Source organism: Labedaea rhizosphaerae (assembly GCF_004362825.1).
GTDB lineage: Bacteria > Actinomycetota > Actinomycetes > Mycobacteriales > Pseudonocardiaceae > Labedaea > Labedaea rhizosphaerae.
Window position 1 is genome coordinate 377793 of record NZ_SNXZ01000007.1, and the last position, 23291, is coordinate 401083.

Consider the following 23291-nt stretch of genomic DNA (forward strand, 5'->3'; position numbering starts at 1 on the left):
CATCACCCGCGACCTTCGAGGGATCTCGATGACCACGACTCCACCCGTCTCCCGCACGCTCTCACCGGCCAAGCTCGCACTGCTGCGGCAGCGGCTCACCGGGACGGGCGACCGGGCCGCGAGCGGTATCCCCGCCCGTCCGGCCGGCGAACAGGTGCCGCTACCCCCGGTGCAGCACGCGCTCTGGGTGGTCGACCAGTTCCTCGAGGACAACTCGGTCTACAGCATGCACCGCGGGCTGTGGCTGCGTGGCCCGCTCGACGTGGGCGCGTTGCGGGCCGGACTGGACGAGGTGGTGCGCCGGCACAGCGTGCTGCGCACCACCTATGCCCGCGGCGCCGAACCGGTACCCACCACCACCGAGGGGCCGGCCGCGTTCGAACTGGTCGCCGTGTCCACAACGGACGACGCGGTCGAACTGGCATGTGCGCAGTTGCGGCGACCGTTCGACCTGGCGGCAGGCCCGGTCTTTCGCAGCACGCTGTTCCGCGTCTCGGCCGACGAACACCTCCTGGTGCTCAACACCCACCACATCGCCGGCGACGGCCTGTCCTACGAGGTCCTGGGCCGGGAACTGGCCGAGCTGTACTCCGCGGCCGTCCGCGGGCGCCGGCCAACGCTGCCCGCGCTGCCCATCCAGTACGCCGACTACGCGCACTGGCAGGCCGGACGGGTGAAGGGCGAGCTGCTGGACCGGCAGCTGGACTACTGGCGCGGCGCGTTCGCGGGCGTGCGTCCGGTGCTGCAACTGCCCACCGACCGCGCCTACCCGGCGCGACCGTCCTATCAGGCCGGTCGCGTGACCAGGACGCTCAGCCCCGAGCTGACCGCCGCGGTGCGCTCGCTCGCCCGTGCGCACGGCGTCACCTTGTTCAGCACGTTGCTGTCCGCCTTCGGGGTCCTGCTGCACAAGTGCAGTGCGCAGGACAGTTTCGCCGTCGGCACGTTGACCTCGGGCCGGAACACGCCCGAGGTCGACGGGCTGATCGGCCTGTTCGCCAACACCGTGGCGATCCCGGCCGACCTGACCGGGAACCCGACGTTCACCGAGTTGCTCACCAGGACGCACCGGGCCGTGCTCGGCGCCATGGACCACCAGGACGTGTCGTTCGAGCAGATCGTCACGGCCGTGCACCCGGCCCGGGACCCGGCTCGCAACCCCTTGTTCCAGACGCTGTTCCAGCTCATCGAGACCGGCACGGACGAGTGGGACTTCGCGGGCCTGGACGTCGAGTCCGCCGATCTGCACAACGACACCGGCAAGGTGGAGCTCGCGCTGTTCGCCGCCGACCGCGGGGCGCGGATCGAGCTGGAGATCGAGTTCGCGGTCGACCTGTTCACGGCCGAGACCGGCGCGCGGTTCGCCGACCGGCTGGTCCGAACCCTCGAGGCAGTGGTGGCCGACCCGGGCGCCCGGCTGTCCACTGTGGACGTCATCTCGACCGGGGAACGCGAGTTGGTGACCACCGGCTGGAACGACACCGCCGCGCCCTTCCCGCGCGCCACCGTGCCCGAGCTGTTCGAGGCCGCGGTCCGGAAGACCCCGCAGGCGCGGGCGATCCTCGACACGGACGGCACCGGCGTGACCTACGCGCAGCTGAACGAGCGCGCGAACCGCCTGGCCCACCACCTGCGTGGGCTCGGCGTGGGCTGCGAGTCCGTGGTCGGTGTGTGCGTCGAGCACAGCGTCGACATGTTCGTCGCGCTGCTCGGGGTGCTGAAGGCCGGGGGCGCGTACGTGCCGCTCGACCCGGAGCACCCGGCCGACCGTCTCGGCTTCATCCTCTCGGACACCGGCGCGCAGGTGGTGCTCGCCCAGGACCGGGTCAGCCACGTGCTGCCCGCGTTCGACGGGCTGGTCGTGTCGCTGGACCGGGCGCCGCTCGACCAGCAGCCCGCGACCGATCCGGAGCCGGTGAGCGGTCCGGACAACCTGATCTACGTGATCTACACGTCCGGCTCGACCGGCCGGCCCAAGGGCGTGATGATCTCCCACCTCGGCCTGGTCAACTACCTGTGGTGGGCGATCGAGGGCTACGGCCTGCACAGCGGCACCTCCGGTGCGCCGATGCTGGGCTCGATCGCGTTCGACCTTTCCGTGCCGAACTTCTTCCTGCCGCTGATCGGCGGCCAGGACGTCACGCTGCTGCCCACCGACCGGACCCTGGAGGCGCTGGCCGACCTGGTTCGCCGGCCGGGTGACTTCAGCCTGCTGAAGCTGACCCCAGGCCACCTGGACGTGCTGCGCGGTGCGCTGGGTGAGCAGGCACAGGTGGAGTCCGTGCACACGTTCGTGGTCGGCGCCGACGAGGTCCGGCCGGAGACGGTGACGGCGTGGCAGAAGATCGCGCCGCACGCGACGATCATCGACGAGTACGGCCCGACCGAGACCGTCGTCGGCTGCTCGACGTACGTCATCGACGAGACGTTCGACCCGGCGGTGCCGGTGTCCATCGGGCGCCCGATCGCGAACATGACCATGTACGTCCTCGGTGACGACCTCGCCCCGGTCCCGGTCGGTGTGGTCGGCGAGTTGTGCATCGGCGGGATCGGGGTGGCCCGCGGGTACCTCAACCGCCGCGGCCTGACCGCCGAGAAGTTCGTGCCGGACCCGTTCGCCCGCGACGGCGGCGCCCGGATGTACCGGACCGGGGACCTCGCGCGGTTCCGGTCCGACGGCAACCTGGAGTTCCTCGGCCGGACCGACCACCAGGTCAAGATCCGCGGCTACCGGATCGAACTCGGCGAGATCGAGGCCCGGCTGCTGTTGCACCCGGCGGTCAGCGAGGCGGTCGTGGTCGCCCGCCAGGAACCGTCCGGACCGAAGCGCCTCGCCGGCTACGTCGTGTCCACAGTGGAGGTGCAGCCGGACGAGCTGCGGGCGTACCTGGCCAAGGCCCTGCCCGACTACATGGTGCCGTCGACCGTGACCGTGCTCCCCGAGATGCCGCTGACCGAGGCCGGCAAGGTGGACCGCAAGGCGCTGCCGGAGCCGGTGGCCGCTGTCGTGTCCTACCAGGCACCGACCACGCCGGTGCAGCACACGCTCGCCGAGATCTGGACCGGCGTGCTGGGCCGCGCGGTCGGCGTGCACGACGACTTCTTCGACCTCGGCGGCGACTCGATCCTGGCGATCCAGATCGTGGCCAAGGCTCGGCAGGCCGACCTCGCGGTGACCGTCCGGCAGGTCTTCGAGCACCGCACCGTCGCGGCGCTGGCCGACGCGGTGGCCGACGCGGTGGCCGACGCGGTGGCCGACCGCACGCGACCGGCCACGCACGCCGACCAGGACGTGGTCACCGGGGCGGTCGAGCCGACGCCGATCATGCGCTGGTTCGCCCGGCAACCGGTCAACCACGACCACTACAACCAGTCCGTCCTGCTGCGGTGCCGCCCCGGCGTGCGCCCGGAGATCCTCGACAAGGCCATGACCGCGCTGATCGCGCACCACGACGCCCTGCGACTGCGGGTGTCGGCGGGCACGGTCAGGATCGTGGCGCCGGACGGCCGTTCCGTGCTCCACACCACGCCCGACCACGACGTGCAGAGCCGGCTGTCGCTCGCCGACGGCCCGACGGTCGCGGCCGTGGTGTGGCCCGAGGACCGGCTGCAGCTGGTGGTGCACCACATCGCGGTCGACGCGGTGTCCTGGCCCATCCTGCTGGCGGACCTGGAAACGGCCTGTGCGCAGCTGGAAGCCGGGCGTCCGGTCGCCCTGCCGGCGAAGAGCACGTCGTTCCAGCACTGGGCCGAGCGCATGGCCGGGTATCCGGTCCGGACCGTGACCCCGGAGGGCGAACCGTTCCCGGTCGACCACCGCGACGGCCCGAACACCGAGGAATCGCAACGCTGCGTCGACGTCACCCTCCCGCCGGAACTGACCGACGCCCTGGTGCACCGGGTCCCGGCGGCTTACCGGACCGAGATCAACGACCTGCTGCTGACCGCGCTGGCGGTCACGATCGCGGACTGGACCGGCGGCGATTCGGCGTTCGTCGAGCTCGAGGGCCACGGCCGCGAACAGCTGTGGGACGACGTGGACGTGTCCAGGACGGTCGGCTGGTTCACGAACCTGCTGCCGATCGGTCTGCGGGTGCCCGGCCAGGAGTGGGGCGAGCGGCTCAAGTCGGTCAAGGAACAACTGCGCGCGGTGCCCGGCAACGGAATCGGCGTCGAGAGCACCCGGCCGGCCGAACTGTGCTTCAACTACCTGGGCCGGCTGGACCAGCAACGCGGCGAGCCAGGGCGCTTCACCGAGGTGCCGGACGTGCTCGGCGCTCGGCGTGACCCGCGCAGCGAACGGTCGTACCTGCTCGACATCACCGCCGGGATCGAGTCGGGCACGCTGCAGCTGAGCTGGGGGTATTCGGTCAACCGGCACGACGAGCAGACCGTCCGCCTGCTCGCCGAGAGCTACCTGGCCAACCTGACGGCGCTGATCGAGCACTGCTTGACCCACACCGGGGCCACCCCGAGCGACTTCCCGCTGGCCGGCCTGGACCAGTCCACTCTGGACGGATTGCTGTCCGGCACGGACGGCGTGGTGGCCGACGTCTACCCGTTCTCGCCGTTGCAGGCGGGCATGGTGTTCCACTCCACCTACGACCAGGACTCGCGCAACTACCTGGAACAGCTGGGCTTCGTCATCCGCGGTGACCTGGACGTGGCCGCCTTCGAGCGGGCTTGGCAGCACGTGGTGGACCGGCACGCCGTCCTGCGCAGCAGGTTCGCCTGGGCGAACCTGCCCGCCCCCATGCAGGTGGTCCTGCGTGACCAACGGGTCCGGATCGAGCAGCCGACGGGCTCGCTGGCCGACTACCTGGCCGCGGACAGCGAACGCGGCATCGACCCGGCCACGGATCCGATGCGGCTCGCCGTGCTCGCGACCGGGCCGCACGAGTGGTCGTTCGTGTGGACCTTCCACCACGTGATGCTGGACCGTTGGAGCGTCTCGGCGGTGCTGGACGAGGTCCTCGCGTGTTACGACGGCCGGACGATCGCGCACGAACCGCCCCGCTACCGCGACTACATCGCCTGGCTGGCCGCCCAGGACCGGGCCGAGGATGCCGCCTTCTGGCGCCAGGAGCTCGACGGTTTCACCGAGCCGAAGCGGCTGCCGGTGCGCACGGACCTGGACCTCACCCGGGTCCAGACCCGGCTCCCGGCCGACGTCGCCGCCCAGGTGCGCGAGCTGGCCCAGCGGGCCCGGTGCACGGTGAACACCGTCCTGCACATGGCCTGGGGGCTGCTGCTGAGCCGCTACACCGGCGCCGACGACGTCCTGTTCGGCACCACCGTGGCCGGGCGAAGTGCCGAGGTCCGCGGCATCGAGCAGATGGTCGGCCTGCTGATCAACACCATCCCGGCCCGGGTGCGGATCGACCAGGACGCCTCGGCGCTCGAACAGCTGGCGGTGCACCACGCCAAGCTGTCGGAACTGCGCGACCACGAGCACAGCGCGCTGGTGGACATCAACCGCTGCGCGCAGACCCCGGCCGGAACGCCGTTGTTCGACACACGGTTCGTCTACGAGAACTTCGGCGACGGCGAGGACAGCGCACTGGACATCGAGTCCATAGAGGACATCATCGAGCGCACGAGCTACCCCGTGGTGGTCGAGGTCCACCACGGCACCGGGATCGACGTCGCGATCAGGTCCACAGTGGACGGGGCAGCGCTGCTGGACCACTACGTGCACGTGATCACGCAGCTGGCCGCCCGTCCCGGGGACCGCCTGGGCGCGATCGAACTGCTGACCCCGGCGCAGCGGGACCGGATGCTCCGGGAGTGGAACGACACCGCCGTTCCCACCCCGGACGACACCCTCGCCGAGCTGTTCGAGGCGCAGGTCCGTACGACGCCCGACGCGATCGCGTTGGTCGACAGCGACGGGCAGAGCACCACCTACGCGGAGCTGAACGGCCGGGCGAACCGGCTGGCGCACCACCTGAGGTCGCTCGGCGTCGGGTGCGAGACCCCGGTGGGCATCGGCCTGGACCGGTCGGTCGACCTGGTGGTCGCGATCCTCGCGGTGGTCAAGGCAGGCGGCGCCTACGTGCCGCTCGACCCGGACGGGGTCGACATCCTCGTGGCAACAACGGTTCCAGCGGGCTTCCCGGGCACCGTCGTGCACCCCGGTGCCGGCAGCGACACCGAGAACCCGGCGCCGCTGGGCGGACCTGCGAGCCTGGCGTACGTCCTGGGCACTCTGCTGATCGAGCAGCGATCCGTGGTTCGGCTAGCGGATTCCAAACCGGACTCCACCCCGGGCTGCGTCCGGCTGCAGCTGGCCCCGGTGTCCGCCGACGAGTTCGCCTGGGAGCTGTGGGGCTCGCTGCTGGGTGGCGGCAAGCTGGTGCTCGGCCCGCCCGAGCTGCCGACGGCCGCGCAGCTGCGCCGGCTGATCACCGACCACGGCATCACCCAGCTCTGGCTGACCGGGTCCGTGTTCAACCGCGTCGTGGCCGAGGACCCGGCTGCCCTTTCCGGAATCGAGCGGCTGGTGATCGGGCGCGAGGCGCCGTCGGTCCGCCACGTTCGCCTGGTCCAGCGGGCGCTGCCTGGGCTGACCATCACGAACGGCTTCGGGCCGGCGCTCACCAGCCACCCCATCGCCGACCTCCCGGACGACGCCGTGACCATCCCCATCGGTCGCCCGGTCGCCAACACCGCGGCCTACGTGCTGGACGCCGACCTGCGGCCGATGCCGGTGGGTGTCGCCGGTGAGCTGTTCATCGGTGGTGCCGGCGTGGCCCGCGGCTACGCCGGCGAGCCCGGGCGGACGGCGGCGGAGTTCGTGCCCAACCCGTTCGGCGCCGGCCGGCTCTTGCGCACCGGGGAGCTGGCCCGCTGGACCGCGGCCGGACTGCTGGAACACCTCGGCCACGCCGATCGGCAGCTGACCGTCCGCGGTCAGCGGATCGCCCTGGCCGAGATCGAGGCCCGGCTGCGCCTGCACCCGCAAGTGAACGACGCCGTGGTGACCGCGCGCGACGGCATGCTCGTCGGCTACGTCGCCGGCCTCGATCTGCCCACTACCGAGGACATCCAGACCCTCCTGCCGCAGGACATGATCCCGGCGGCATGGGTGCGGCTCGACGCGTTCCCCCACACCCCGGCGGGCACGATCGACCGCGCGGCGCTGCCCGGTCCCGTCACCGACGAGACCGGGTACGCACCGCCCGCCGACGAGCTCGAGTCGGCCCTGGCCGAGCTGTGGCGCCAGGTGTTGTACGTCGACCTGGTCGGTGTGCGGGACGACTTCTTCGAACTGGGCGGCGACTCCATCCTGGCCATGCAGATCGTGGCCCGCGCCAAGCAGGCGGGTCTGGCCATCACGCTGCGGCAGGTGTTCGAGCAGCGCACCATCGCCCGGCTCGCCGCGGCGGTGCGCTCCACCACCGCCACGGCCATGCAAGCCGCCCAAGGCTTGGTGACCGGCCCGGTCGAGCTGACGCCCGTCATGCACCGGTTCACCCGCGACGACCACCCCGAGTCCGTTGTGCTTGCCTGCCCCGGCATCGCACCCGAGGTGCTCGACAAGGCCCTCACCGCGGTGGTCGAGCACCACGACGCTCTGCGGCTGCGGGTGAAGGACGGCGCGGCCTGGATCGCCCCGCCGGACGGGCAGCCGGTTCTCCAGGCGGGTGACCAGCGCGCGCTGTCCCTTGTGGACGGTCCACTGCTGCGGGCGAGCTTGGCCGAGGACCAGCTGCGGATCGAGGTCCACCGCCTGGCGGTGGACAGCGCGTCCTGGAACCTGATCCTCACCGACCTGGCCACCGCTTGCACCCAGCTCGAGGACGGCGAGCCCATCCGGCTGCCGGCCAAGACGACGTCCTACCAGCAGTGGGCACGCCGGCTGGTCGACTACGCGCGCAGCGACCGGATGCTGGAGGACTCGGCGTTCTGGCTCGCCCACCGGCCGGTTCCGCGTGCCCTCCCGCTCGACCACCCGGACGGCCGCGTCACCGAGGCCTCCCGTGCCGTCGTCGAGACCAGGCTGCCCGCGGCGCTGATCGAGGGCGAGCGGCCGGACGAGGTCCTGCTGTGGGCCGTGGCCCGGGCCGTCACGCACTGGACCGGCGACACGGACACCGTGGTGGACCTGGAAAGCCACGGTCGCGAGCCGCTGTTCGACGACGTCGATCTCAGCCGGACGGTCGGCCGGTACACCACGACCTACCCCGTCCACCTGCACGTGCCGGCCGGGAACGCCGGTCGCGCGCGGCAAGCCGTGCGCGACCAGTTGCGTGCCGTGCCGCACGGTGGCATCGGCTACGGCGTCGCGCGGTACCTGCGCCCGGACACCGCGGCGGTGCTCGCGGCCCGTCCGCCCGCGGAGATCGCTTTCACCTACGGGGAAAGCGAGCAAGGTGTCGGGGAGCACGTGCTCGCGGTGCACGCGACCGTCGTGGGTGACGAGGTCAAGCTGGAGTGGTCGTACTCGACCGAACTGCACGACCGCGCCACGATCGAGCGGCTCGCCCAGCGTTGCCTGGCTGAACTCACGGGCCTGCGCGCCGCGGCGCCGTCGCGGCGACCGACCGAGCGCGTCTTCCGCCGCGCACCGTCGCTGCTCGTGCCGATGGTCCGCCACCGCGTCCGCGGCGTGAGCGTGGCGTTGCTCGAGGACGGCGAGGTCACCGACGCCTGGGGCGAAGGCGTCACCGGCGGCCCGCGGTCGACGGAGGTCGGTCCGCACACGGTGTTCCTGAGCTGCTCGGTGAGCAAGCACGTGGCCACCCTCGGCGTGCTGCGCCTCGTCCAGGACGGCACGCTGGACCTGGACGAGGACGTGGCGCGGTACCTGCGGACCTGGGAACTGCCCGCCGGACCCGGCCGGATCACCGTGCGGCACCTGCTGAGCCACACCGCCGGTCTGGTGTCGCAGGGCTACCACGAGTGCTCCCGGGACGGGACCGTCACCACATTGGCGCCGATGCTGGCCAAGATCGGGCGCGAAGGCGCTCCCGGCGAGCACTTCGAGTACTCGGGCGTCAACTTCGCCGTCCTGCACCAGCTCGTCGAGGACACGCTCGGCCGCTCGTTCCCCGACGTGCTGCGCTCGCTCGTGCTGGAGCCGCTGAACATGCGTGACAGTGGCTACGGACCGGACTTCCTTGCCCGCCACGGGGATGTCGCCCACGGTCACCTGACCGACGGCAGTCCGGACCCGGTCGGCTTGCCGATCGTGCCGGACGTCGGGTCCAGCGGCCTGTGGAGCACCGCGGGCGACCTCGCCAAGGTGGGCCGGGAGATCTTCGCCGCCGCCACGGGCGGCCGATCGGTGTTCCTGGATCCCGGCCTGGCCAAGGAAATGATCACGCCGAAGGACGGGGACTACGCCCTGGGCACGACCACCTGCCGCAGTGGGGACGCGTTCTGGTTCGGGCACCCCGGCGACCGGTACGCCTACCAGGGCTTCACGGCCGTCGACCGGAACACCGGCGCCGGGCTGGTGATGCTGGCGAACATCGGCGGCGAGGTTCCCTTCCTCGGCAACGTGGTCGGCGAACTCGACCTCGACATCCACTACAAGATCCGTTAGGGGCCTCGGACATGAACGTCAGCAGCCACCCGGAGCAGGTCGTGTTCCTGTTCCCCGGGGTCGGCGACCACTACGCAGGCATGGGCAAGGGTCTCTACGACACCGAGCCGGTCTTCCGGTCCACTGTGGACCACTGCGCGGCCGTGCTCGAACCCGAGCTGGGCCAGGACATCCGCACCGTCCTCTACCCGGCGGGCGCCGTTTCCGCGCCGGGCAAGGGCAAGCTGGACCTCGCCGCGCTGATGCGCGGTGCCCGCGGTCAGGCGGAGATCGACCGGACGCGGATCGCGCAGCCGCTGGTGTTCACGGTGGAGTACGCGCTGGCCCAGCTGCTGATCAGCTGGGGCATCACGCCTTCGGGTATGCTGGGCTACAGCCTCGGCGAGTACGTGGCCGCCTGCCTGTCCGGGGTGTTCTCCTTGGACGACGCGCTGCGCCTGGTGGCGAGGCGGGCGGAGCTGATCGAGACCATGCCGCCCGGCGGCATGCTGGTCGTGATGCTCGGCCCGGACGAGGTCGCGGCCCGCCTCGACGACGAGCTCTCGCTCGCCGCCGTCACCAGCGAGCTGCTGAGCGTCGTCGCGGGTCCGGTGCCCGCGTTGGAACGCCTGGAAACCACCCTGACCGCGGCCGGTGTCGGCACCCTGCGCTCCAACACCCGGCAGGCGTTCCACTCCTGGATGATGGCGCCCGCCGGGGACCGGCTGGCGACGCTGCTGGGCGACTTCGAGCTCGGTGCGCCCCGGATTCCCTTCCTGTCCAACGTGACCGGCACCTGGATCACCCCGGAGCAGGCGCGTGACCCGCGGTACTGGGCCCGGCAGCTGCACCAGACCGTCCGGTGCCACGACAGCCTCGGCGAGATGTGGCGGCTGCCCGGGGCCGTCGCCCTGGAGGTGGGCGCGGGCTCCATGCTCGGCAGCCTCGCCGCCCAGCACCCGGCCCGGCCGGCGGGTGGACGACCGCCGGTCCACGCCACCATCCCGGGCGCCGGGCGCGCCGGTGAGGACGTCGCCGCCGTGCGCGCCACCGCCGAAACGCTCGGAGCCGCGCTCGCCGTCCACAGTGGAAGGGCATGACCATGGACTTCTCGTTGAGCCCTGAGCAAACCGCATTGCGGGCGAAGATCATCGCGTTCGCACGCGACCAGATCGGCGGCAAGGCCGCCGAACACGACCGGGACGAGACCTTCGACGAGGACGGCTGGCGTGCGTGCGCCGAGTTCGGCATCACCGGCTGGCCGATCCCGCAGGAGTACGGCGGCTCGGGCTTCGACCCGCTGACCACGGTGATCGCCTGCGAGGCGCTCGGCTACGGCTGCGCGGACAACGGGCTGGTCTTCGTGATCGAGAACCACCTGTGGGCCTGCGTGATCCACTTGCTGAAGCACGGTTCCGAGGAGCAGAAGGCCCGGTTCCTGCCCGGCCTGGCCGACGGCAGCCTGATCGGCGCCCACGCGCTGACCGAGCCGGAAGCCGGATCGGACGTGCTGTCCCTGCAGACCACTGCCGAGCGGCGTGGCGACAATTGGGTGATCGACGGGACCAAGTGCTATATCAGCAACGGGACCATCGCCGACCTGTACGTCGTCTTCGCCCGCACCGGTGAAGGTCAACGCGGGCTGACCGCGTTCCTCGTGCCGGCCGACACCCCGGGCCTGCGGGTGGTCCGCCAGATCAGCAAGATCAGCGTGCGCGGCACGCCGATGGGGGAGCTCCGGTTCGACGGCTGCGAAGTGCCTGCAGCCAACGTTCTCGGCAAGGAGGGCGGCGGCTACCACCTCTTCACGTCGACCATCGAGTGGGAGCGCGGCTTCATGGCCGCGACCCAGGTCGGCCGGATGCAACGGCTCCTGGAGACGTGCGTCGCCCACGTGAGCCGGCGCAAGCAGTTCGGCGCGCCGCTCGGCTCGTTCCAGGCGGTGTCGCACCGGCTGGCGGACATGCGGGTCAACCTCGAGCTGGCCCGGTTGATGCTCTACAAGATCGGCTGGCTCAAGCAGCAGGGCCGGATGGCGCTGCTGGAGTCCGCGATCGTCAAGCTGTTCACCAGCGAGAGCCTGTTGGACAGCGCCCTTGCCGCGGTGCGGGTGCACGGCGCGCGGGGCATCGTCGCCGACCTGCCGATCGAACGCGAGCTCCGGGACACCCTGGGCTGCGTGGTCTACGGCGGCACATCAGACATCCAGCGCAACGTGATCGCTGGCCTGACCGGAGTCGCAGGTGCGATATGACCGAACACACCATCACCCTGGGCGCTGAACTGCCCGAGTTCCTGGCCAAGGAGTTCGCCAAGCGCGTCTACTTCGCCGCCGAGGAGATCCGCGATTTCCGCCTGGTCGGCTCGGCCGACCGGATCGACGCGGTCGTCGTGCGCACCGACGGCGACGGCATGCCGGCCGGCCTGCCGGACAAGCTGCGGTTCCTGCTGCAGAACGACGTGCTTTCCCAGTTGGTGCGCGACCCGAAGGTGATCTGGGAGTCCGCCGCGTCGCACACCCCGTCCGGTGACACGTTCAACCGCCTGGTGGACATGGGCGTCGCGTACGAGGTGGGCGAGGGTCAGGTCGCGGTCGGCCAGCCGTTGCTGGACCTGATGGACGACCTGGACCGGGTGGTCCGGCGCATCGTCACCGACGAGTTCGCCGGTCAGGAGTTCCGGTACCCGACCCTGATCCCGATCGACGCGCTGCACCGGTGCGACTACTTCACCTCCTTCCCGCAGTACGCCATGTTCGCCACCCGGCTCAAGTCCGATGTGGACAACTACCGGGAGTTCGTCGAGCGGGCCAAGGACGTCGGCCAGGTGGGCGCGGAGATCCTGGACCGGTGCGCCGGCGTGGACTACTGCCTGCCGCCGACCATGTGCTACCACACGTTCAACCAGTTCGCCGGCCGCTCGCTGCCGCAGGACCTGGCGTGCGTCACCGCCCGGGGCAAATCGTTCCGGCACGAGGCCCGCTACCACCGCTCGCTGGCCCGGCTGTGGGACTTCACCATCCGCGAGATCGTCTTCTTCGGCACCCGCGACGAGGTGCTCTCGGCGCGCGAACGGTTCCTCGGGCGGGCGTTGCGGCTGGCCGACGAACTCGGCGTGTCCGGCCAGTGCGAGGTCGCGACCGACCCGTTCTTCTGCAACTCCGACACCAGCACGCGCACGTCGTCGCAGCGGCTGCTGGAGCTGAAGTACGAACTGCAACTGGACATCGCGCCGGAGGACCGGATCTCCGTGGCGTCGTTCAACTTCCACGAACGGTTCTTCGGTGAGTCCTTCGGCATCACGCTGCCCGACGGCGCCACGACGCCGTTCAGCGGCTGCGCCGGCTTCGGGTTGGAACGCTTCGCGTTCGCCCTGGTCTGCCAGCACGGCATCGACGTCGAGGACTGGCCCGCACAGGTCCGGGCCGCGCTCGGCCACACAACCAAGGAGAGGTCATGATCCACAACATCGGCGTGGTCGGCGCGGGCACGATGGGCATCGGCGTCAGCCACGCCTTCGCCGCGGGCGGTCGCAGCGTCACCCTGGTCGACGTCTCGGACGAGGCGCTGGACAAGGCACGCGAAGCCATCGTCCGCGACCTGCGGATGGCCGCGATGTTCCACCGCACCACCGAGGCGCCGGGCGAGGTGCTCGACCGGATCACGTTCACCACCAAGCTGGAGGGCCTGGCCGACGCCGGGTTCGTGGTGGAGAACGTCACCGAGAAGCCCGAGATCAAGCAGGAGGTCTACAAAGGACTTGACGAGATCTGCCCGGCCGACTGCGTGTTCGGCGTGAACACCTCGGCGATCCCGATCACCCGCGTCGGCGCCTGGACCGGCCGGCCCGACAAGGTCATCGGCACCCACTTCATGAACCCGGCCCAGCTCAAGCCGCTGGTCGAGGTGATCAAGGGATTCCACACCAGCGAGGAGACCGTCGCCCTGACCCAGAGCACCCTGGCCGAGATCGGCAAAGAGAGCATCGTCGTCAACGACTCGCCGGGCTTCGTGACCAACCGGGTGGCGATGCTGACCGTGAACGAGGCGGTCATGCTGCTGGAGGAAGGCGTCTCCACCGCCGCGGACATCGACCGGCTGTTCGTCACCTGCTTCGGCCACAAGATGGGCCCGCTCGCCACCGCGGACATGATCGGCCTGGACACCATCTTGTACTCGCTCGAAGTGTTGCTGGCCAACTTCAACGACCCCAAGTTCCGGCCCTCGGTGCTGCTGAAGCAGTACGTGGACGCGGGCCTGCTCGGCCGCAAGAGCGGCCGCGGCTTCTTCGACTACGCCACCACTGCCTGACCCGATCAGTCCAAAGGAGACACACCATGAGCGACCAGCTCGCCACCATCCGCGCCTTCGTCGCCAACCACGTCGGCGGCCTCGAGTTCGGCGACGACGACGACTTCTTCGAGCGCGGCTACGTCAACTCCCTGTTCGCCGTGCAGATCGTGATGTTCGTGGAGTCCACCCTCGGCGTCCCCGTGGTGGACCGCGACCTCGACATCACCAACTTCGCCACCATCAACCGCATCGACGGGTACGCCCGCCGCAAGCGCGCCGAGCTCGCGCCGGCCGTCGGCGTGTAGGGGGCGATCCACATGACCCGGTCACTGCTCCGGTCGCCGTGGTTCCCCTACCGCCAGTCCGGCTCGGCGGCCACGGTGCGACTGTTCTGCCTGCCACCGGCGGGCGGCTCGGCCTCCAGCTACCGCGCCTGGCGCTCGGGGTTCCCGTCCGACATCGAGGTGATCCCGGTGCAACTGCCCGGCCGGGAGAGCAGGCTCAGCGAGGACCCGGTGACCGTGGCCGCCGAGCTGGTCGAGCTGGTGGCCGACGTGGTCGTGGCCACCGAGGGCCCGCCGTTCGCGTTGTTCGGCCACAGCATGGGCGCCATGCTGGCCTACGAGCTGGCGGCCGAACTGACCGATCGCGGCACGCCGCCGGTGCACCTCGTCGTGTCCGGCGGGGTGCCCGCCCACCTCGACCACCTGCGGCCGGCCCCGCTCGACGTCGCCGGCATGTCCGACGCGCACCTGTGCCGGTACTTCGCCGAATACGGTGGTACCGACGAGGACATCCTTGCCGACACCGAACTGATGGCGTTGCTGTTGCCGCTGCTGCGGGCCGATCTGACGCTGTGCGAGTCGCACCGCTGGACACCGCGGGCACCCCTGGGCATGCCGATCACCGCCCTCGGTGGTGCGGCCGACCCAGGGGTGCCGGCCGAACTGCTGGCCCGGTGGTCCGAACTGACCGACGCGAGCTTCCGGATGCGGACGTTCCCCGGCGGTCACCACTACCTGTTCGACGATGTCGCCGCGGTGATCGCGGCGGTGTCGACCACGCTGCTCGACTCCGGTGGGGGTGCCCCGTGACCAGCACACACCAGTCGACCTACTGGCAGGACACGCTGGCCGGCGCGCCGATCGCGCTGGAGGTCGTGACCGACCGGCCCCGCCCGAGGACCATGACCGAGCCGCCGAGGTCGCGCCCGGTGCGGCTGCCGGACGGCATGCCGGCGGACCGGTACGCCTTCGGGCTGGCCGCGTTCCAGCTCCTGGTGTCGCGGTGGAGCGGGCAGCGCGACGTCGTGGTGATCGGCTCGGTGGACAGCGTCCGCCTGCCGCTGCGGACCCGGATCTCCAGCGTCGCCGCGTTCGGTGACCTGGTGCGCCAGGTCCGGCAGACCGTGGCCGAGGCCCACGCGCGAGCCGGCGAACTGCGCGGCATGCCGGCCCCGACGCAGCTCGGCTTCCAGCTGTCCGGCGGCCCGCCCGCCGGCGAGGACCTGACCCTGGTCCTCACGCCGGGCCGGGAACGGATCGTGTACCGCCCCGAACTGTTCGACGACGACACGATCGACGCCATGGCCGCCGCGTTCACCCGCCTGTGGGGTCAGGTCCTGGCCGAGCCCGACGCGCCGCTGTACACAGTGGACTGCCTGGCCCCCGGTCAGCGGGACGAGCTCGTCCACGCACGCAACGCCACCGCCATGGAATATCCCCATGCCGAGCAGGGGATGCACCAGCTGGTCGAAGACCGCGTGGACCGCTGCCCGGACGCCGTTGCCGCGCGGTGCGCCGACGAGTCCATGACCTACCGTGAGCTCGACGCGCGGGCGAACCGGTTGGCCCGGCACCTGATCTCGCTCGGGGTCGTGCGGGAGACGCCGGTGTGCGTGATGCTGGACCGTTCCCTGGACCTGCTCGTCGCGCTGCTCGGCGTACTGAAGGCCGGCGGTTGCTATGTCCCGCTGGACCCGTCGTACCCGGCGCAGCGGTTGTCCGCCATGGCATCGCAGACCGGTGCGCGGATCCTGCTGACCAGGTCGGACCTCGCGGGCAATGCGCCGGCGGGCGCTGGGAGCACGGTGTGCCTGGACGTCGAACGGGACGCCATCGCGGCCAGGTCCGCCGAACGCCCGGCCGTGCCGACCAGCCCCGACCAACTGGCCTACGTGATCTTCACTTCCGGCTCGACCGGACACCCCAAGGGCGTGATGGTCCCGCACCGCGGGGTGGTCCACTACCTCGCCTGGTGCGGCTGGGCATACCAGGCCGAGGAGGGCAGCGGCGCGCCGGTGCACTCGCCGCTCTCGTTCGACCTGACGGTGACCGGGTTGTTCCTGCCGCTGGTGTACGGGAAGACCGTGACCCTGGTGCCGGAGTCGGAACACCCGGTGGTCGGCTTGTCCACCAGGCTCGGGGAGGCACCGGATTTCACCTTCGTCAAGCTGACCCCGGCCCATCTCAACGCCTTGGCCCAATGTCTGCCCGACCCGTTGGACGTCTCGGCCAGGGGATCCCGGTGGCTGGTGGTGGGCGGCGAGCAGCTGACCGCCGAACACCTGGCCCTGTGGCGTGAGCACGCCCCCGAAACCATGATCGTGAACGAGTACGGCCCCACCGAGACGTCGGTCGCGTGCGTGGCGGATTGCCGCCCGGCCGGTGAGGTCACGACGTCCCCGGTGCCGGTCGGCCGTCCGTTCTGGAACACCCGGATCTACCTCGTGGACGACGAGCTGAACCTGGTGGCGCCCGGTGTGCCCGGTGAGCTGCTGATCGGTGGCGTGGGCGTCACCCGGGGCTACTGGGGCCGCCCGGCCCTCACCGCGGAGAAGTTCATCCCCAACCCGTTCGGCCCCGGAAGGCTGTACCGCACCGGCGACATCGTCCGGTACCTGCCCGACAGCCGGCTCGAGTTCGTGGCCAGGATCGACCGCCAGGTGAAGGTCCGCGGCTACCGGGTGGAACTGGGCGAGATCGAAGCCCGGCTGGCCGAGTTCCCGGGCGTGCGCCAAACCGTTGTCCTGCTGAAGAACCAGCAACTGGCCTGCTACCTGGAGTCCGACCAGAAGATCAACCGCAGGGACGTGCAGCGTTTCCTGCGTGGTCGCCTGCCGGACTACATGATCCCTGAGCGGGTCACCACCCTGGCGGAGTTCCCGCTCACCCCCAACGCGAAGATCGACCACACCAAACTGCCCTGACAGTTGTGGCGCGGGTGCCCGGGGAGGTTGATCATGTAGCGATGACCTCCTCGCCCCGACCGCCGCAGGACACTGGCCGACCGGATCCCACCGGGCTTGGTGAGGAGTCCGGGTACCTGCTGGACAACGCGCGTGCCGAGGCGGGGGAGCGGTTCGTCTGGCTGGCGGAGCTGTTCGACGGTGTGACGCGCGGGCACGTCGATCGACTGGGGGTCGGCCCCGGCTCGCGCTGCTGGGAGGTGGGCGCCGGCGGCCCGAGTGTCCCGGCGGCGCTCGCGGCCGCGGTCGGTCCGACGGGGTACGTGCTGGCCACGGACATCGACCCGTCGTGGCTGGCGGCAGGCGACGGGTACGAGGTGCGTCGGCACGATGTCGCCGCTGATCCGCCGCCGGAGCCGGGGACGTTCGATCTGGTGCACGCCCGGCTCGTGCTGGTCCACCTCCCCGATCGTGCTCGGGCGTTGGCCACGATGGTGGCGGCGCTGCGGCCGGGCGGCTGGCTGCTGGTCGAGGACGCCGATACCGCTTTGCAGCCGCTGGCGTGCCTGGACGACACCGGTCCGGCCCAGCGGCGGGCCAACCGGCTGCGCGACGCGGTCCGGGAACTGCTGACCCGCCGCGGCGCGGATCTGCGCTTCGGCCGGACGCTGCCGCGGGTGTTGCGTGCGGCGGGCTTGGTGGAGGTCGCCGCGCGGGGCTCGTTCCCGGTCGGCGGGCGGGCCTGCGACCGGCTGGAGGCAGCGACGATCCGGCACGTGCGCGGCGAGCTCCTCGGCGCCGGCCTCGCCGACGACGCCGAGATCGACGCGCACCTGGCGGCGATCGACGCGGGCGAACTCGACCTGACCCTGGCGCCGCTGATCTCGGCCTGGGGACGCCGTCCGGCCGAGCAAACGCCGGAGAATCGAGCTTGACCCTCCAGCGACTGACGACTCTAGCTTGCGGTGCATGGCTCCGAAGACGAAGAAGCTGACCCACCGGGTCACCCTGGAACTCAACGCAGGCAACGCCCCCGTTGTCGACCTCGGCAAGATGCTGGGGCAGACCGGAGTCAACCTCGTCGAGGTCAAGAAGGCCTATGACGCGGCGACGTCGGACCAGCGCGGCGATGTCGTGCCGGTCGTCGTCTCGGTGTTCGAAGACCGTTCGTTCGAGCTGCGGCTCAAGACGCCGCCGACCGCGTTCCTCATCAAGAAGGCGTTGGGCGGCAACGGATCCGCGCGGCCAGGCCACGAGGTCGCCGGGAAGATCACGAAGGTGCAACTGCGGGAGATCGCCGAGCGCAAGCTGCCCGACCTCAACACCGTGGACGTCGAGGCGGCGATGCGCACCATCGCGGGCACGGCCCGCTCGATGGGCGTCGAGGTAGTGGACTGACGTGCGCAAGTACGCGGTCGCTCCGCCGTTCCACGCCTTGGATCCCGAGCTTGGAACGGCGGAACGACTGCTGTGCACGGGAAATCCGGAACTGTGCGCGGTTGTCGCGCGGTTGCCCGACGAAGCCGCGGCCGCGCGCCGCCTCAACGCGGTGCTGGCGCAGGTGGGCGCGCGACCGCGGCTCATCGACACCGGCACCGGCTGGCGCATCGTCCTGGGGACGCCGCGCGTGGAGGTGGGCGAGCTGGCCGCGGGGGCGTCCGGGTTGGCGGAACTGGTCACCGTCGGCGGTTGGCGGCGGGTGAAACGCTGCGTGACGTGCGGCCGGCCGTTCTGCGACCGCACGTCCGGGTGCAGCCGCAAGTGGTGTGCCGAGCACCGCGTTCACCGAGCCGATCGGTGAGCCCAGCAAACGTGGGTCTCATCCGAGACAGCGCTGCCCGGCGCTCGACACGGCGGGTCAGCTCAGCCCGGTCTGGTAGGCGATCGCGACGAGCTGCGCGCGGTCACGTGCACCCAGCTTGCCCAGGATGCGGCTGACGTGGGTGCGCGCGGTCGCGGGGCTCAGGCACAGGGCCCTGCCGATCTCGTCGTTGCTCATGCCCTGCCCGACCAGTGCCAGCACTTCGCGTTCCCGGTCGGTCAGCACAGCGAGCCGGTGCTCGCCGGCCTTCGCGGTCCGGCGCTGCGCGGTGAACTGGCTGATCAACCGGCGGGTGACCCGCGGTGCCAGCAGCGCGTCGCCCGCGGCGATCACGCGGATGGCGTGCAGGAGTTCGGCAGGACCCGCGTCCTTGAGCAGGAACCCGCTCGCGCCTGCCTGCAGGGCCTCGAAGACGTTCTCGTCGGTGTCGTACGTGGTCAGGATGAGCACCTTGACCTGCTCGAGCCCGGCGGTCCCGGCGATCTGGGCGGTGGCGCGCACCCCGTCCAACTGCGGCATCCGGATGTCCATCAGCACGACATCGGGGCGGGTCGACCGGCTCAACTCGACGGCTTCCCGGCCGTTGGTGGCCTCGCCGACGACCGTGATGTCGCTTTCCAGGTCCAGCAACACCTTGAACCCGGAACGGACGAGGCGTTCGTCGTCGGCGAGGAGCACCTTGATCGGCGGCGCGGCGGTCACCGGCGCGACCCGGCCGGGGCGAGCGGCAGGCGGGCGACGACCTCGAACCCGCCGCCGGGACGGGACCGCGCGTCGAGTTCGCCGCCGAGCAGCTGGCAGCGTTCCCGCATGCCGACGATGCCGCGCCCGCCGCCACGGCGAACCGGCATGGGCGGTGGGCCCTGGCACCCCGCGTCGACCACCTCGATCCGCAGCGCGTCGGCACCGGGTTCGAGCCGCACCGTCACCTTGGTCGGGCCGACGTGGCGGATCACGTTGGTGATCGACTCCTGCACGATGCGGTAGGCCGCGCTGCCGACCGCGCTCGGCAGTTCGGTCACCGGCGCGGTCTCGTCGATGCTGAGGTCCAGCCCGGCTTCGCGGGCCTCGCCGGCGAGCTGGTGGATGTCGCCGAGACCGGGGTAGGGCTCGCGGTCGTCGCCGTCGCGCAGCACGCCGAGCACGGCGCGCATCTCGCTCAGCGCCCGCGAGCTGGTCTGCTCGATGGTGCGCAGTGCGTCGCGGGCCTGTTCCGGCCGCCGGTCCAGCACGTGCGCGGTCACCCCGGCCTGCACGTTGATGATGGCGATGGCGTGCGCGACGGTGTCGTGGACCTCGCGGGCGATGCGCAGCCGCTCGGCGTCGACCCGGGCCCGCGCCTCCTCGTCACGGGCGCGTTCGGCCAGCTCCGCCCGCACCTGCGCGTCGGCCGCTATGACCCGCCGGGACCGGACCGACTCGCCGAGCGTCGTGCTGATCACCAACGCGCCGAGCCGGAAGAACACCCAGCCGAGGGCGGCCCGCGGCTCGATGTCCGCCGAGGCGATCAGCGAGCCGATCGCGAGCACCGCGATGCCGGCCCCGGCGATCCGCAGCGAGCGGCGGCCGTCGCCGTAGGCGGTGAGCGTGTACAGCGCGACGAGCAGGCCGAGGTAGGACACCCGGTCGGGGTAGCTGAGGGTGAAGTAGACCAGGCTGCAGGCGGTCGTGATCAGGAAGACCGTGACGGGCCACCGGCGACGGACGATCACCGCGAGGCCGCTCACGGTCAGCAGGACGTAGGCGACGTGCCCGAAGTCCGAGACCGGGGTCGCGGCCGGCTCGGGGAGGGTGACGCCGAGGTCGGCGACGCTGCGCACCTGGATCGCCGTGACGAACAGTCCCAGCAGCACATCCGGCAGCCAGGCCGGCCGGCGCGAGAACCAGGCGGACAGCCGGCGTGGCATCGTCCGCGGGTCCATGCGGCGATCGTATGGCATCGGCCGGTACGGGTACTTCCGCTCGTGAGCGCGATCGGCTACGCCCCTCGACGTAGCCGGGCGGCGATTTCCGTACGCGTCGCGGCGTAGCGGGAGACGTCTCTCGCCGGACGCGGTGCGGGCGGCCCGGTGCCACGATCGGCCGCATGAAAAAGATCTTCACAGTACTGGCGTGGGTGCAGTTCCTCGCCGTGATCGTCCAGTTCTTCCTCGCCGCCACCGGCGCGGTCAAGACCTCGCCGACCGAGCAGGCCTTCAGCGCGCACCGCATGCTCGGCTACTCGATCCTGCTCGTCGCGGTCGTGGTCACGCTCGCCGGCGCGGTCGCCAAGATGCCGGGGCGGATCGTCGGCATGGCCGGCCTCGTCATCGGATTGGTGCTCGTGCAGGTGCTGATCCGTGAGGTCGCGAAGGCGATCGGCGACGACTCGACCGCCGGTGCCCTCGTCTTCGGCCTGCACGCGATCAACGGCCTGTTCCTCATGGGCCTGACCGAGCAGATCGCGCAGCGCGCGCGGAAGATCGCGTGGCCGCCGGTCGCCGAGGCCAGGCTCGGCCAGACCGCGTCGTGACGACCGTCGTCTGGATCATCGTGGACTACGCCGTCACACTGCTCGGCGCCGTCGCGTGGTTCGCCGCGGCGGTCACGATGGTGGTGCGGCGTCCCAGGATCGCGCTCGTCCTCATGGCCGTGGCGCTGCTGGTGACGGTGGCCAGGGCGGTCCCGGTGGTGGTGCTCGCCGGCCGGGGCTGGTGGTTCGTGCAGGAGAAGGTGGTGCTCGGGCTGCCGATGGCCGCGGTGGCCGCGCTGGCGGCCGCGCTCGTCGCCGGACCACGGCTGCGGGCGCCGGCCACCGGCGCCCGGTCGTGGGAAGCCACCGACACCGCGGGCGTCGTCGCGCAGTTCACCGCCGCCTACGCCGCTGTGGCCGCCTTCGTGCTCACCCTCCTCATCGGATACCCGTTGACCCTCGACACCGCGCTGATCACCGTCGCGGCGGTGGTCGCGGCCGCGCTGTTGACCACCCGGGTGCTGCCGTCCCCGAAGGTGACCGAGCCGGCCGCGACCGGGATGTCCCGGCGGGGCTTCCTCGGCGTGGCCGGTGGCGTCGTGGTGGTCGGCGCGGCGGGCACCGGCGGGGTCCTGGCGGCGACGCGGCCGGCCGCGATGACGACCGACGGCGGCGGTCCCGCCGCGATGACGGGGTCGGCCGTCGCGGTCACGGACCTGCGTGGCGCCACCACGCCGGCACCGGGTGGCGTCCGGCGTCCCTACGTGTTGACCGCGCGGAAAGCCGTGGTGCGCTTGGATTCCGGGCGGGAGTTCGACGCGTTGACCTTCGACGGCTCGGTGCCCGGCCCACCGATCACCGTGACGCAGGGGGATCTCCTCGAGGTCACGCTGATCAACCACGACATCGACGGTGGCGTGACCTTGCACTGGCACGGCTACGACGTGCGGTGCGGCGAGGACGGCGTGCCGGGTGTCACCCAGGAAGCTGTGGCGCCCGGCGGCCGGTTCGTATACCGGTTTCGCGCCGACCAGACCGGAACTTATTGGTACCACACGCATTACGAGTCGTACACGGGTGTGCAGCGAGGGCTCTACGGGCACTTCGTGGTGAAACCTCGCGAGGACATCGAGCAGGTGGATCTGACGCTGTCCGTGCACACCTTCGACGGTGTCCCCGAGATCTCAGGTGGTGCCGAACACGTGGTACCCGCGGGCGCGCCGGTACGGTTGCGGCTGCTCAACACCGACTCCGACCCGCACCGCTTCGCGTTGGTGGGCATGTCTTTCCGGGTGGTCGCCGTGGACGGCCGCGACCTCGTCCGCCCCGGCGTGATCAGCGAGAGGGGACTGCGCCTGGCCGCGGCGCGGCGTTACGACGTCGTGTTCGAGATGCCAGGCGGGCCCGTGGCCCTCGTGCTCGACGACAGCGCTGCCACGGTGTGGTTGCGGCCCAAGGCAAACGCCCATGGTGGTTCTGTGTCCACACCGGACACCGCGGGGTGGCCTGAGCTGGACCTGCTGACGTATGGCGCCCCGGCCCGTGTCGCGCTGCCCACGGACGCGGCCGATCGCCACTTCACCATGGTGCTCGACCGCGAGCTGGCAATGGTCGACGGGACGCCGATGTACGCCCACACGGTCAACGGCAAGGGGTATCCGTCGATACCTGACCAGCTCGTCACCGAAGGCGACGTCGTCCGCTTCACGCTCGTCAACCGAAGCCTCGCGAGCCACCCCTGGCACCTGCACGGCCACGCCGTGCTGGTCCTGTCGAAGAACGGGCAACGGTACTCGGGCAGCCCGGTGTGGGTCGACATCGTCGACGTCGGCCCGGGAGACGTGTGGGAGGTCGCGTTCCGCGCCTCGAACCCGGGCATCTGGATGAACCACTGCCACAACCTGCCGCACGTGATGCAAGGGATGATGTTGATGCTGCGCTACGAGGGCGTCACCAGCCCGTTCAAGGCCATGGAGATGTCGGGCTGATGCGGGCAGGAGCGGGTGGTC

15 protein-coding genes are annotated in these 23291 nt (G+C 71.1%); 13 read left to right on the forward strand and 2 right to left on the reverse strand.

What is annotated here, in order from left to right:
* The first annotated feature begins 28 nt into the window (after positions 1-28).
* From EV186_RS32340 to EV186_RS32390, 11 genes are read left to right on the forward strand one after another with little or no spacing between them, the layout of a single operon-like run.
* The gene (locus EV186_RS32340; protein WP_133853299.1) at positions 29-9550 is read left to right on the forward strand and encodes a non-ribosomal peptide synthetase; all 9522 of its coding nucleotides are present in this window, start codon (positions 29-31) and stop codon (positions 9548-9550) included.
* Positions 9551-9561: 11 nt separating this feature from the next.
* Entirely contained in the window at positions 9562-10629 is a 1068-nt protein-coding gene (locus tag EV186_RS32345; protein WP_133853300.1) for an acyltransferase domain-containing protein, read from the forward strand.
* Complete coding sequence (locus EV186_RS32350) at positions 10626-11783, forward strand: acyl-CoA dehydrogenase family protein (RefSeq protein WP_243754404.1); 1158 nt, start codon at positions 10626-10628, stop codon at positions 11781-11783. The genes EV186_RS32345 and EV186_RS32350 overlap by 4 nt, the downstream gene beginning before the upstream one ends.
* The gene (locus tag EV186_RS32355; RefSeq protein WP_133853301.1) at positions 11780-12988 is read left to right on the forward strand and encodes a class-II aminoacyl-tRNA synthetase family protein; all 1209 of its coding nucleotides are present in this window, start codon (positions 11780-11782) and stop codon (positions 12986-12988) included. Before EV186_RS32350 ends, EV186_RS32355 begins: the two co-directional genes overlap by 4 nt.
* Positions 12985-13839 (forward strand): 3-hydroxyacyl-CoA dehydrogenase family protein, encoded by an 855-nt coding sequence (locus EV186_RS32360; protein WP_133853302.1) that lies wholly within the window; start codon positions 12985-12987, stop codon positions 13837-13839. The genes EV186_RS32355 and EV186_RS32360 overlap by 4 nt, the downstream gene beginning before the upstream one ends.
* Positions 13840-13865: 26 nt before the next feature.
* Entirely contained in the window at positions 13866-14126 is a 261-nt protein-coding gene (locus tag EV186_RS32365) for an acyl carrier protein (RefSeq protein ID WP_133853303.1), read from the forward strand.
* 12 nt (positions 14127-14138) lie between these two features.
* Positions 14139-14915: a thioesterase II family protein gene (locus EV186_RS32370; RefSeq protein WP_133853304.1), complete on the forward strand. Its 777-nt coding sequence runs from the start codon at positions 14139-14141 to the stop codon at positions 14913-14915.
* Positions 14912-17029: a non-ribosomal peptide synthetase gene (locus EV186_RS32375; RefSeq protein WP_133853305.1), complete on the forward strand. Its 2118-nt coding sequence runs from the start codon at positions 14912-14914 to the stop codon at positions 17027-17029. Before EV186_RS32370 ends, EV186_RS32375 begins: the two co-directional genes overlap by 4 nt.
* Positions 17030-17070: 41 nt before the next feature.
* Complete coding sequence (locus EV186_RS32380; protein ID WP_133853306.1) at positions 17071-17943, forward strand: methyltransferase; 873 nt, start codon at positions 17071-17073, stop codon at positions 17941-17943.
* Positions 17944-17977: 34 nt separating this feature from the next.
* Positions 17978-18406, forward strand: a complete 429-nt coding sequence (gene rplK, locus EV186_RS32385; protein ID WP_133853307.1) for a 50S ribosomal protein L11 — start codon at positions 17978-17980, stop codon at positions 18404-18406.
* Between the two features lies 1 nt (position 18407).
* Positions 18408-18809, forward strand: a complete 402-nt coding sequence (locus tag EV186_RS32390) for a hypothetical protein (RefSeq protein WP_133853308.1) — start codon at positions 18408-18410, stop codon at positions 18807-18809.
* A gap of 57 nt (positions 18810-18866) precedes the next feature.
* Here EV186_RS32390 and EV186_RS32395 read toward each other — a convergent pair whose 3' ends face one another.
* Together EV186_RS32395 and EV186_RS32400 are read right to left on the reverse strand one after the other, a co-directional pair.
* On the reverse strand, positions 18867-19532 hold the full coding sequence (locus tag EV186_RS32395) for a response regulator (RefSeq protein ID WP_133853309.1): 666 nt from the start codon (positions 19530-19532) through the stop codon (positions 18867-18869).
* Positions 19529-20752, reverse strand: coding sequence for a sensor histidine kinase (locus tag EV186_RS32400; protein WP_208115889.1), 1224 nt, complete (start codon positions 20750-20752; stop codon positions 19529-19531). Before EV186_RS32400 ends, EV186_RS32395 begins: the two co-directional genes overlap by 4 nt.
* A gap of 164 nt (positions 20753-20916) precedes the next feature.
* On the opposite strand from EV186_RS32400, the gene EV186_RS32405 reads away from it, so the two are divergent.
* Positions 20917-21342: a DUF6220 domain-containing protein gene (locus EV186_RS32405; RefSeq protein ID WP_133853310.1), complete on the forward strand. Its 426-nt coding sequence runs from the start codon at positions 20917-20919 to the stop codon at positions 21340-21342.
* A complete protein-coding gene (locus EV186_RS32410; protein ID WP_133853311.1) occupies positions 21339-23270 on the forward strand; it encodes a multicopper oxidase family protein in 1932 nt (643 codons plus the stop codon). The genes EV186_RS32405 and EV186_RS32410 overlap by 4 nt, the downstream gene beginning before the upstream one ends.
* Positions 23271-23291: the final 21 nt, after the last annotated feature.